This window comes from Ferrimonas aestuarii, assembly GCF_005116665.1.
Lineage (GTDB): Bacteria > Pseudomonadota > Gammaproteobacteria > Enterobacterales > Shewanellaceae > Ferrimonas > Ferrimonas aestuarii.
Map to the genome: position 1 here is coordinate 91,180 of NZ_SWCJ01000008.1, position 12,113 is coordinate 103,292.

11 protein-coding genes are annotated in these 12,113 nt (G+C 50.0%); 6 read left to right on the plus strand and 5 right to left on the minus strand.

Annotation, left to right across the window (positions count from 1 at the left end; genetic code table 11):
* Nucleotides 1–105: 105 nt before the first annotated feature.
* The 4 genes from pepT to FCL42_RS12100 all read left to right on the plus strand — a co-directional run bounded on the left by pepT (nucleotide 106) and on the right by FCL42_RS12100 (nucleotide 4,462).
* Nucleotides 106–1,338 carry a peptidase T gene (gene pepT, locus FCL42_RS12085; protein ID WP_136863680.1) on the plus strand — a complete coding sequence of 411 codons (1,233 nt, stop codon included), beginning with the start codon at nucleotides 106–108 and terminating at the stop codon, nucleotides 1,336–1,338.
* A 17-nt stretch (nucleotides 1,339–1,355) separates the two neighbouring features.
* Nucleotides 1,356–1,685: an antibiotic biosynthesis monooxygenase family protein gene (locus FCL42_RS12090; protein ID WP_136863681.1), complete on the plus strand. Its 330-nt coding sequence runs from the start codon at nucleotides 1,356–1,358 to the stop codon at nucleotides 1,683–1,685.
* Nucleotides 1,686–1,777: 92 nt separating this feature from the next.
* On the plus strand, nucleotides 1,778–2,527 hold the full coding sequence (locus FCL42_RS12095) for a hypothetical protein (protein WP_136863682.1): 750 nt from the start codon (nucleotides 1,778–1,780) through the stop codon (nucleotides 2,525–2,527).
* Nucleotides 2,528–2,695: 168 nt separating this feature from the next.
* On the plus strand, nucleotides 2,696–4,462 hold the full coding sequence (locus FCL42_RS12100; RefSeq protein ID WP_136863683.1) for an aryl-sulfate sulfotransferase: 1,767 nt from the start codon (nucleotides 2,696–2,698) through the stop codon (nucleotides 4,460–4,462).
* Between the two features lie 77 nt (nucleotides 4,463–4,539).
* Here the strand turns inward: FCL42_RS12100 and FCL42_RS12105 are convergent, their stop codons facing one another.
* The 3 genes from FCL42_RS12105 to FCL42_RS12115 all read right to left on the minus strand — a co-directional run bounded on the left by FCL42_RS12105 (nucleotide 4,540) and on the right by FCL42_RS12115 (nucleotide 7,063).
* Entirely contained in the window at nucleotides 4,540–5,859 is a 1,320-nt protein-coding gene (locus FCL42_RS12105; RefSeq protein ID WP_136863684.1) for a hemolysin family protein, read from the minus strand.
* A gap of 226 nt (nucleotides 5,860–6,085) precedes the next feature.
* Nucleotides 6,086–6,325: a DUF6289 family protein gene (locus FCL42_RS12110; RefSeq protein ID WP_136863685.1), complete on the minus strand. Its 240-nt coding sequence runs from the start codon at nucleotides 6,323–6,325 to the stop codon at nucleotides 6,086–6,088.
* Between the two features lie 174 nt (nucleotides 6,326–6,499).
* Nucleotides 6,500–7,063, minus strand: a complete 564-nt coding sequence (locus tag FCL42_RS12115) for a redoxin domain-containing protein (RefSeq protein ID WP_136863686.1) — start codon at nucleotides 7,061–7,063, stop codon at nucleotides 6,500–6,502.
* Nucleotides 7,064–7,337: 274 nt separating this feature from the next.
* Here FCL42_RS12115 and FCL42_RS12120 point away from each other — a divergent pair, with 274 nt between their 5' ends.
* Complete coding sequence (locus FCL42_RS12120; protein ID WP_136863687.1) at nucleotides 7,338–7,949, plus strand: fumarylacetoacetate hydrolase family protein; 612 nt, start codon at nucleotides 7,338–7,340, stop codon at nucleotides 7,947–7,949.
* Between the two features lie 92 nt (nucleotides 7,950–8,041).
* Here FCL42_RS12120 and FCL42_RS12125 read toward each other — a convergent pair whose 3' ends face one another.
* Together FCL42_RS12125 and FCL42_RS12130 are read right to left on the minus strand one after the other, a co-directional pair.
* A complete protein-coding gene (locus FCL42_RS12125; protein WP_136863688.1) occupies nucleotides 8,042–10,096 on the minus strand; it encodes a hypothetical protein in 2,055 nt (684 codons plus the stop codon).
* 109 nt (nucleotides 10,097–10,205) lie between these two features.
* Complete coding sequence (locus FCL42_RS12130; RefSeq protein WP_136863689.1) at nucleotides 10,206–10,856, minus strand: helix-turn-helix transcriptional regulator; 651 nt, start codon at nucleotides 10,854–10,856, stop codon at nucleotides 10,206–10,208.
* Nucleotides 10,857–11,237: 381 nt separating this feature from the next.
* Here FCL42_RS12130 and FCL42_RS12135 point away from each other — a divergent pair, with 381 nt between their 5' ends.
* Nucleotides 11,238–11,930, plus strand: coding sequence for a TetR/AcrR family transcriptional regulator (locus FCL42_RS12135; RefSeq protein ID WP_169308376.1), 693 nt, complete (start codon nucleotides 11,238–11,240; stop codon nucleotides 11,928–11,930).
* Nucleotides 11,931–12,113 lie beyond the last annotated feature (183 nt).

Consider the following 12,113-nt stretch of genomic DNA (forward strand, 5'->3'; position numbering starts at 1 on the left):
ATGACCTGAGTATCCAGTTTCAAAGACTGTGATTTAAATCCTACGAGTTTCCCAACATCATCGTAATAATGCAGCGTTGGCATTTTTTTGGTTTTGGGAACCCACATGGATAAGTTGTTGGATCGCTTTTTACATTACGTCACTTTTGATACTCAGTCGGATGCAAGCAGTAAATCTTGCCCAAGCACTCGAGGGCAGCTGCGTTTGGCGGAAGCCTTGGCGGATGAGTTACAGACCTTAGGTATGGACGACGTCAGTCTAGACAGCAATGGCTATGTGATGGCCACGTTGCCCGGTAATACGCCTAACGTGCCCACCATCGGCTTTATTGCTCATATGGATACGGCGCCAGATGCATCCGGCAAAGACGTAAAACCGCAGCGATTCGACAATTATCAAGGGCAGGTGATTACGCTTAATGATGTGGGCGATAAGCTGGACCCAGCTCAGTACCCGGTGCTGTCCGAGTTAATTGGCCAAACCCTGATCACCACAGATGGCACCACCTTGTTGGGAGCCGATAACAAAGCGGGCATCGCCGAGATCATCACTGCCATGATGGTGCTCAAGCAAAATCCCGATATTCCCCATGGCGACATTCGCATTGGCTTCACGCCGGATGAAGAGATTGGCCGAGGTGCCAACGCTTTTGATGTGGAGGCCTTTGGTGCCCAGTGGGCTTACACCATTGATGGTGGTCCGGTTGGGGAGCTTGAGTTTGAAAACTTCAACGCCGCCAGCGCGAAGCTCACGTTTACTGGTAACTCGGTGCACCCAGGTACGGCGAAAGGAAAACTGGTAAATGCACTAACTTTAGCGACCCGTTTCCATCAACAGATGCCCATGAGCGAAACCCCAGAGCACACCGAAGGCTATGAGGGTTTTTACCACCTAATCAACATCTCTGGCGGCACCGCCGAAGCCAGTCTCTCCTACATTGTTCGCGATTTTTGTCAGGATTCCCTTGCTCGCCGTAAAGCCTACCTAGAAAAGCAGGCTCAAGCGTTTACCGAACAAGGTGTGCCCTGCCAACTGGAGTGGGAGGATGGCTATCGGAACATGAAAACCGAAGTGGAACCTCACCCTCACATTATCGAACTTGCCCAAAAGGCCATGGAAAGTGTAGGGGTTAAGCCAGAGATAAAACCTATTCGAGGTGGCACTGATGGTGCAGTGCTCTCCTATATGGGCCTTCCTTGTCCGAATATCTTTACTGGCGGATATAACTTCCATGGTAAGCACGAATTTATTACCTTAGAGGGGATGGAATTCGCGGTGAAGACCATCGTTAAGTTGTGTCAATTAACTGCGGAGTCCAGAGAACTTAGTTCAAAATAGGTGAATAGAGAGGGCCGATGTTTGTTGCAATATTAGAGGTTTACCCCTCAGCAACCGGGAAAACTCAGTTACTGGGTTTGATGCGTCGACTTCTCGAGCTGATAAACGAACAATCTGGATTGGTCTCGGTAGAGCGATTCCAGAGTCTGCTGGATCAAGACAAGCTGATGAGCTTGTCTTTCTGGCGAAGTCGCGAGGAGTTAGAGGCGTGGCGCCTGTACCTTGAGCAGGTAGTCAATGACGACGAGCACTTCAAAGGATTGATACACCACTACCAACTGCGCATCAGTGAAGTGCTGGATCAGCATCACGGCCATGCGGCGCAGAACCGCAAAGCGTATGCGTAATGTTGTTCGAAAGGGTTTGCTTGTATTTTGATTGAAATGTGAAGCGGCTCTCACTACCCTGAGTTGAAAGATTGTGACTTGGGGTAGTGGTTATGATTTGGAACGATAAGGATGTTTCCCCTTTGTGGTGGTCGGTTTTGGCATTGATGCTGATTGCCGCCATCTCTCTTAATCTGCCAAGCCTACTGCGCTCGCAGCCCAGTATCTCCTCGCAAACACCCCCACTGCCTCAGGTTGAGTATTCTGCCTCTCGTGCACCCTTGGCACCGCAGGATCTATCTGTAGAGCCCCTAAGCAGTAATCTCTGGCGACTGGCTCAGGCGTTGGTGATTGGTATCGCCAATTTAAGTCAGCCCCATCAACTTGAACCAAGCTCTTCATCTCATCCAGTAACGAGCGATGATGGTTCCGCCTTAGAGTTGGCAGTGAGTCAGTTACAACGTGCTCAACGTGAAGATATGGATCTTCAACGAGCGGCACTGACCGACGGTTGGTGGCGGGATCGCTCTATTTTTCCTCAGCGCTACGAGATCTGGCTAAGTGCACGGCGGGGCATGGATGACGTGTTGGTTTCCCAAGCGTTGGCCCAGTTAGGCCTACCCAACGCCCTATTTATTGACGCCGTGGCCAGTGCAGCAGTGAGCTCAGAGGTTCAGCCCCAACAGGGTGATCAATTGCTTGCCATCAACGGTGAGCGGGTCTTTAATCAGGACGATTGGAAACATCATAAGCATCAGCAGGGCGCTGCGGAACTGACGCTACTTAGGAATGGAAAAGCCATCAGCCTCTGGGTTGAGGATCTCGGCGATCGGTTTCATCTACGTTCTCGAATCATTGAGTAGGTTTTTCTATCCTATTTCGCTGGCAGCAATACAAATTATAAGCGATTCGCTAATGAGATAAGAGGCGGATCACAGCCTGTGATTCCCGCTCGTTTCTCCATCGGTAGCCCCATGCATAATGCAGGCAAATGGCCCCCAATGTTTGGGGGTTGCAGCTGAGGTTTATCTATGCACAAGCGAGTCTGGTTGCCACTGCTGGCGGCGTTAGCCATGCCGGTATCGGCAGGTTCTTTAGAGGGGTTAAAGCCCATTGCGGTTGGTCCGTTGGGCATGGTTGAGATGAACCCTTTTGGGTTAGCACCATTGACGGCCGTGATCAAAGACGCCGGCCATTCTCTGTCCCAGGTTAAGGTGACGGTAGAGGGTAAGGGTGAGCATGGGGTCGATATCTCCTATCCGGTGGAGGAGCGGACTCTGGCCAACTACGGTGGCGTTCCGGTGTTTGGCCTCTATCCGAACTACAACAATAGGGTCAAGGTGGAGTACCTATTAGGCGGCAAAGCCCAAACCCATACCTATGAGATCTGGGCCAATCAGGTTGATTTTGGCAGTGCTGGAGCCAGTCAGTGGGCGGCGCAGCCTGAAATTAAGGTAAATCAACGTGCACCAGAGATGGCAGACCGCCTCTATCTGGTGAACTTTACTGGCCCAACGGGCGGTGATGCCCAGTTGGCGCACAACAACCCCACCGGTCCGGGCGCCTTTGCGTGGGATGGCACCCCGCAAATCTTCGTGACCGATACCCAGGGCGAAATCCGTTGGTACCTAGACCCAAGCATTCACGATGCCAAACAGTATGATATGGCCGGTTACTTAATGGGGCTGCATCAGGTGGATGGGGGCAAATTGATCTTTGGTCAGGGTCAGAGCTACTACAAGATGGATCTCTTGGGTCGTTTGAGCTTTAAGCGGCCACTCCCAGGGAATTTCATCGACTTCTCCCATGAAATACAGCAGATGCCAAATGGCCATCAGTTGATGCGGGTGGCTAAGAAGGACTACCTCACCCCAGAAGGGAAATTGGTAAACACCATCCGTGATCACATCATTGAGGTGGACGCCGATGGCTCTTTGGTGCACGTTTGGGATCTCAACACCATTCTTGATCCGTACCGAGACGTTACCCTTTCGGCGCTGGATATGGGGGCGGTATGCCTTAACGTTAATCTGAAAGACGCCGGCAAACAGATGACCAAAGCCGAGCTGGCAAGTGCGCCTTACGGCGATATTCCTGGTGTTGGTCCTGGTCGGAACTGGGCACACGTAAACTCCATTGACTATGACGCCAGTGACGACAGCATCATCATCAGTTCGAGACATCAGTCAGCGGTGATTAAGATTGGCCGAGATAATCAGGTTAAGTGGATTCTCTCCGATCCCCGCGGCTGGAGTGAGGACTATCAGGACAAGCTGCTTACCCCCATCGGAGCGGATGGCCAACCCCTAAGTTGCTTTAAGGGGAAGTGCCAAGGCGAGTTTGATTGGAGCTGGACCCAGCACACGGCTTACTTGACCCCTAAGGGCACACTGTCGGTCTTCGACAATGGCGATGGACGTCATAATCGTCAACCGATGTTTGCTAAAGACAAATACAGCCGCGCCGTGGAATACCGCATCGATGAGCAGAAGATGACCGTAGAGCAGGTTTGGGATTATGGTAAGGAGCGCGGTTGGGAGTGGTATTCGCCGGTGACCTCCATTGTGGAGTACCAAGAGGATCATGATTCCATGATGGTGTATTCGGCTTCGGCCATGCTGTTTGGCGTAGGTGGCGGTTTAGGTAACTTCAAGCACAGTGAAGGGGCGGGCATCGTGAAATCCAATCTGGTGGAGCTTAAATACGGCACCGACGAGGTGTTGGTGGACATGGACATTAACTCCAACCGCCTTGGTGCTACCGGCTACCGTGCGGTGGTGATTAAGCCAGAGTTCTAATGGTATCAACGTAACAATTACCAATGAGAAGGGGAGCATGATGCTCCCCTTATTGTTCGAATTATCTGTGGCTTGGCTTAGGATTTGGGCTCGCTGGGCAGCCGCGTAATTGCGATCTGCTCCAGTCGGTTGCCGGATGCCGATAACACCGTGAAACGCCACTGCTCCCAGTCATAGTAATCCCCCACTTCGGGCATCTCGCCCAAGCACCACATCAGCATGCCACCAAGGCTTTGGTAGCCCTGTTCCTGTTCATCTGGCAGGGCGTCCAACTCCAACTGATCTTTCATGATCACCACGGGGATGGCGGCGTTCATCAGCCAACTGCCTGGGCTACTTTGTATTGACCACAGCTCTGAGGAGGCTTTAGAGAGAAACTCGCCGGTTAGCGCTTCCAGCAGATCGCTGTGGGTAACGAGCCCCTGAAGATCGCCATATTCATCCACCACAAACACCATGTGTTCGCTGCTGTGGCGGAAAAACTCCAACAGCTGGTTACCACTTGAGGCCTCGGAGATAAACACCGGTGCCTGCAGTATGCTTCTAAGGCATTCACAGCGACTGTCGTTTATCCCAGAACGCTGCCCCAATTGCAGCATCAGCAGCTGCTTAGCAGAGATCACGCCGATGGGGTTATCGATGTCGCCATCAATCACTGGGAAGCGTTCGTGGTGGAGGCTAAGCAGTCGGTTTAGGTTGTCATCAAAGGCTTGGGACAGATCAAAGGCCACCATCTCGCTGCGCGGGGTCATCAGTGAGCCCACTTTACGATCGTCTAATCGAAACACGTTACGCACCAGATCCCGTTCACTGGCTTCGATGGCACCGCTTCGTGAGCCTTCGTCGACCAGCGCGTAGATGTCCTCTTCGGTTACTGATGCCTCCTGAGTATCGCCACTTTTGCCCAGCAGTTTGAGCAGCAGATCCGTCGACAGTGCCAACAGTGAGACAAAGGGGCGCGTCAAGATGGCCAGTATGGTCAGTGGTCTGGCGACAATGCGAGCAAAAATCTCAGGGCTTAGCTGTGCCAAGCGCTTGGGCACCAGCTCGCCAACCACGATGGAGAGGTAGGTAATCCCCAACACCACCACCAAGGTTGAAGTGATGGAGGCGCTGCTGGCAGACATTCCCCATTGTTTTAGGTATTCGGCAAACGGAGCCGCTAGAGCCGCTTCGCCATAGATGCCATTGAGTAGGCCGATGGCGGTAATGCCGATCTGCACCGTCGACATAAATCGAGTCGGTTCTTCTCCTAGCGCAATGGCGCTGGCGGCGCTGCGGTCGCCTTTGTCTGCCAATTTTTGTAGGCGACTTTTTCGCGCTGAGACCAGCGCAATTTCAGACATGGCGAACACGCCATTGAGTAATATCAGTGCCAATAGGATGAGCACATCCATTCAAGGTTTCTCCAAATAATGAGGCGAGCGCACTTTGACTGACGAGTGTGGAATCTCAAACGTGATTGTGCAGAGATTGTGCGTTAGATAACGTTTTTGAGATCTGGCTCACCCTAGGAGAATCATTTTAGTATTCATGTGGGGCAAGTTGTGGCAGCGATGCAAAGGGGAGGGAATTTAGCAAGATAGGTCAGCAGCAGAGGGGCTCTGCTGCTGAGACGAGAGCCTAAGGTTCTACGCCACCTCGTTTACAGGGGATCTTCAGCTCTGAATAGTAGGGGGTTTGCTCTCCGAATTGGTAACGACTGCCGGTGCAGAAGATGGTGAGATCGCCCACTTCGTTTTTCTTCGCCGAGGTTTCGTAATAGATCCGCTCAATGTAATGAGTGGGATAGAAGGCGGCAACGGCGGCACCAGCAAAGGCGGTACCAGCCAATAGCATGGCTACTAATGTCTTGTTTTTCATCGTTTGTTTTTCCTTGTTATCAACCCTGTCATTTTTAGCATCGCCGTTTGGAATAAACATGGCGTTATTGCCGCCAGTTGATGTGGGCCGTCGCAGAGGAAAAGCTTGGGGATAAGGCGTACGCCAGTGAAAGACAATCGCCAAAGAGGGGGACTCTTTGGCGTTATTGCCGGATTATCGGTATATGAGTTCGGAGTCTTGCTGCTGCCAGGTGCCGCGAATGGGGTAGTTGTTGTCAGGATCGCGAATCCACTTCAAACCACTGACTAAAGCGTCCAACTCAGGGCGTACGAAGGGGTTGTTGGAGATGTCCACCACATGCAGGTGGCCCTCTTCATTGATCACAAATAGGCCGGGCTCAGGGAAGGCGTGGTCGGTTTCCTGCTCGCTGCGAGGCACCGAAATATAGACGCCCAGAGTCTTGAGCTGATCGGTGGTGAGTCCATAACCGATGGGGAAGGAGACCTCCAGTCGACTCAGGTGTTCTTGCACCTGCTCAAGGCTGTCTGCAGTTACCGCGATCACATCCACCTTGATCGCGTTAAGTGCTTCTACGTGGGATTCCAGTGCGTTTAGGTATTTGGTGCATAGAGGGCAATGGCGGCCTCGGTAAACCACCACCAGTTGCCAGTCACAATGTCCCCGTGGCACCCCTAGGGTGACCTCATCACCATTGAGAGTGGTGACCATAACATGGGGGAAGATGGCGCCAGCTTGCAGTTTGTTTTTCACATCCATAATGGCTTCCTCGGAGTTGCATCATCGGAGCGTGTATTGATAATCGGGTTCGCTATTCAGTGTGATAACAAAGATAACGCATTTCAATCAGTATACTTTTGGTAACCTAGTCCAGCGGTCGTTGACGTTATACCCGCAATGATGGATTAGCGATCAATTTTGGTGGGCTTCAGAGGCGTGATTTCCGCGAAGCTAAGTATCAATTTAGACCTTGAGTTCGGCGTTTGAGAAATCGTACTGGGTTCCATAAGGACAGAAACGGTTAGGGAGGAATATGCAATCGGTAGTGTTTCAGGGCCGGCAGATCTGCCCCTCTAAAGTGGTGTGCATCGGTCGTAATTACGTCGAGCATGCCAAAGAGTTGGGCAATGAGGTGCCCAATGAGATGGTGGTGTTTTTAAAACCCAACTCCGCCATCGGGCAGACGCTATATAGCGAGCTGGACGAGCCGCTGCATTTTGAGACCGAGCTATGCCTGTTGATGGCTGAAGATGGTATTGCGGCAGTGGCGGTGGGGCTGGACCTCACCAAGCGAGCGCTCCAAAGTAAATTAAAGGCTAAAGGGCTGCCTTGGGAGCGGGCTAAGGCGTTTGATTGCGCGGCGCTGTTCAGTGAGTTTGTTGCCATCGATTCCCTCGACTCGCCCATCGAAGTTAGGCTTGAGATAGATGGCGAACGTCGTCAGCAAGGGGACTCCAGCCAGATGTTGTTCTCACCACAGAGGATCGTAACTCAGCTTAGCCAATGGTTAACTTTGGAAGCGGGCGACATCATCATGACCGGCACCCCGAAAGGAGTTGGCGTTGTGCCTCAAGGGGCGGCGTTTGTGGCGAGTTTAAGTCAACATGGCCAGATGCTGGTCGAATCGAAATGGCACGCGCGTTAGTACATTGCACTAATTAAAAGCTCAGACACCAAACACAAAAGCCACCGGCATTGCAGGTGGCTTTATTCAAAGAACAATCAAGGTAGTGATTATTACTTAGGCTGGTGACAGGTCATACAGGAATATGTTCCAGGGAAGCTCTTACTCAGGCTGTAAGCGTTGTTGTGCGGTACCCACAGTGGCCCAAATAGTTCTATCTCACCATCGAGGGCGGTTGGCGCGCGTGGCACGTAGTGCTGACCGGTTTCGTAGTGAGGTTCGCCAAAGTAGTAAGAGACAGTGTCGTGGTTGCTGCGGTTGTCATCGGGTTGCAACAGGAACTGCGCGCTGGCTTCACCATGATTTGGCATCACTGCCGCGTAATCTTGGTTAGCGTCATTCTTCGCGTTGTGGCAGAAGCTACAACGTGTCTCCTGATTGTGACGAGCGGTGGCTCCGTTGCTACCGTGGCAGGTCGCGCAGTAGTGAGGTTGCTGCACATCGAAACCGTCAGCAGTATTGATTGGCCAAGAGGCACCGCCGTGACCATTCGGATCCCGTTGTTCGTTGTGACATTGAGTACAATCGGCAATTTTCCAACCAAAGTGGCTCGAATCCAGAACTGGGGCATTGCCTACCGGGTTGGACTCGGTTGCCGGAATCAAGGTTCTCAGAACCGCAGTGGAGCACTTTCCGCCCTTACAAGAATTAATGTCGTAGTTGCCAAAGTCACTGCGCAGCAGCTTATCTTGGTCTACAAACACCTGCAGTTGTTTATCCGCATCCAGCTCGTTGCCGATAATCTGTTGGAATCCTAGAAACAGGAAGTCAACGCCGTAGTTGTTTACTGCGGTGTAGTGGTCGGTGTTGGTCATGTAACCACCGCTGCCGTTATGCTGGTTGAACCAGCGATCACACTCGGCTTTACCTAATGTCCACATGCCGGTTCCACCGATGGCTGCGGATGGCCCGCCTTGGTCGTTCATGTGCATGCAGTTTGGGTTAGTGCTGAAATCACCTAACATGCTTCCAGGGTTCTGAATCAGGCGACCGAACCAGTTGCCAAAACCACCACCTTGACCCAGAGGGCCTTTAGACAGAACAAAGCTGTTGAAAGGAACACCAGTGCTTAAGGTTGGCCAGAAGCTGAATCCAAGATCCACATCGTAATCGGCAGCGGCACTTAGGAAGTAATCCATGCCGATAATCACGCCAGGCTGGAATACATCGCTGCGTAAATTGAATGGGCGTACCTCAATCTGTGTGGCAATGATGCCGCTGTCCCCGGGTGACGCATCTGGGTGGTCATCAACGATCAGACGAAGTGCATCGGCAAAGACTTTGCCTCCGTTTTTGGCCTTTTTATCGATTTCGTGTTTCCATGCCAAGGTACGGCGACCTTTCATGGCTTCTGAGGTGGGTAAGAATCGAACCACGTCACCGGTTTTCAACCAGTATTCGTCCATGCGGCTGTACATGTGGAAGGTAAGGCCACCAAAGTAATCTTTGTTGTCGCCATTGGAGGCCATCAATTGGAAGTGCCACAGATCGCTGTTTGAATGCACGCCATCATTGGTGAAGTCACCGTCGCCATTTTGATCCCAGGACAGGGTGAATTCATGGGTTTTGTATTCTGAATCGGTAGGCTTAATGACATTGTCAAAACGCAGATCGCTGCGGGTTGCAACGAAGTATCGAAGCAGGTCAAAGACCGAGTAGTGGCCTTCTACGAAGATATCTGGGCGAGCCGTTCCGGCCCCAAGGCCATCGGGGTTGGTCTTTAGGACGCGGTCAATTTCACTGCCTAGTGTACTGACTTGAAGTCCTAACTCTACGCGTGCGCCGGCTTCTGAGGAATCCCAACGGTTGATCCAACCGTCGCCATTGAGATCGTAACTCATGTCACCTTGCTGGGCGAGGGCTGAACCTTGGTTAATGTACTGAATGACTTTCTCTTCGCTTTCGCCAAAAAAGACATCAAACTTACCCGCGACCATTGGTGAGTTAAAGCTCTCAGAATACGGGGTTTCGATGTAGTTCCAGGCTTCATTTTTTGGTTTATCGACAGGGGGCTCCGGCACTTCTGGCGTTGAGCTACTGTCAGAACCACAGCCTGCCAGACCAAAACAAAGCAGGGCTGGCAATAAGGAATAACGTTTTCTCATCATTCTCATTTCCTATTGTGTTTCATAGTTAATTAAGTGTTTTAGATTTTTATAATCTATTTTTGGGTGGGGTTTAAAATTTAAAGATATTGTGAATAAAACTTGATAAGTACTATACCCAGCCTAAATTCTTGGCTTCAAAAATAAGGTTTGGCTTATTGGTCGCACCGAGTTTCTGTTTGGCAATGGATAAATGATAATCAACACCGCGATTGGTTAAATGCAGTACATCAGCTATCTCATTTGAATTTAGTCCCAGTGCAGTCATTTTTAATACCTGCAGTGTTTTTTGCTTTAAATTGGGTAAGTCATTATTCACTGGGCCCTTTTTTAAAATGGTATCTCTGACCAGTTTTAACACTGAGGTTGTGGTTAACTTCTCTGCGTGTCGACATTGGCTTATCGCGATGACAACGTAGCCCACAATAGAGTGACTGTCGGTAGCATAGACGGCAAAGGTTTGAATGGGCGCAGTTTGGCCGTTGATGGTCATTTTACTAAGTTTGTTTCCAAACTCACTAACACCAAGAATGATCCTCGCACCAGCCTTCCTTAGTGCTGGATCAGATACCCACATTGCTGAAATAAGTGATTGTTCAACCATGTTTATTTGGATTTCTTTGACCTGGTATGGGTAAGAGGCATGCTCATTTTTAGTACTGAAGAAAATCCAGTTTGTTGTTGATGACATAACCGCGCTGTGCCTTAGTGATTCGATGGTGAGTATTGTAGGTAAACTGGCAAAGGGTTTTAGGGTGACCATTCGCAAGACTCTCGATGACAGAATTTATCGCTCACAGTTATGTGACCTATATTGTGATTCTTGCGGTTGTTTGATGTTGGTCCTTACCGAAATTGCGAAAATGTGTGCGCTCGATCACTTTGTATGAGTTATCACAGCTCTGAAGGTGGCAAAAAGTGGAGAATCTCTCCATCTGCTCGGCGGGTGTATAAGCATGGCGATTCATTGATAAGCTATTTAACTTCAATGTTTTACATTTTTTTGCATGGTGTTGGAGAGGAGGTGGATTAGGTTGGTACTGATGTCGCTGATATTTAGAGTTTAATCATTAAAGTGGTAACCTGAGCCTATAATAGCGGTAGCACTCTTTGAGTACCGATAATGACGATAGTTGGACGAAAAATGTTTGATAAAATTCAGATTCGGAAAATAAAAATTGCTAAAGCTGCGATGAAAATAATTCGAGAGCAGGGGTACTTGCAACTTTCAATGAATGAGCTTGCGAAGACAGTAGGCGTAACGGCTGGAACCTTATATCGTACGTTTGCATCGAAAGATGATCTATTGGTTTTTCTTTTTAGCTCAATCATTGGCACTTTGGCAGATTCAATGTTCAAATTTAATCGAATGGATCTTTCTGCCAAAGAAAAGATAGTCTGTTGTCATTGTTATCAATTTTATCTACGACAGTTTCATCCGGATACCGCCTCTTTAGATCTTATTGGTACCAATAAGGTGATTTTTGAGCACGCTAAGCCGGAAACCAAAGCTAAGTTTCAGCAAATTTTTGATTTATCTTCGTCACGTTTTAGAAAACAATTTTCCGACTTGTTAGAGAGCGGCAAGGTGATTGCTGATCATGAGTTGGCGTTTCGGGTACTCCGACAGATCACCTTGATCGGGCGAGGGGGGATGCTCGTTTCCAATCACGCGTTTATTGCCGCGAATGTATTTAAAGTGGAAGATCTCATCGATCTGTTTTGTCTGACTCTCGATCAGCTAGATTGGCAGGATGGGGAAGGCCGAGCAGACAAACGTCTGATTTTGTTAGCGATGCGTTCAGAGGTCGAGCAATCGTCGTCTGAGCTTTGGTGATGGGGACCTGCGAGGAATAAAGCGAGCATTCATGAGAGTCAAGAGCGCATTCAACGACCGTTGAGGGTATTAAAGCGACCCGACTAAGACCTTCATGCATTGACGACAAGGAAAGTCACTGCTTTTGACAATAAAGGTCATTATCAACATTCAATACCTTGCCTAGAGTGAAGACAACGATTT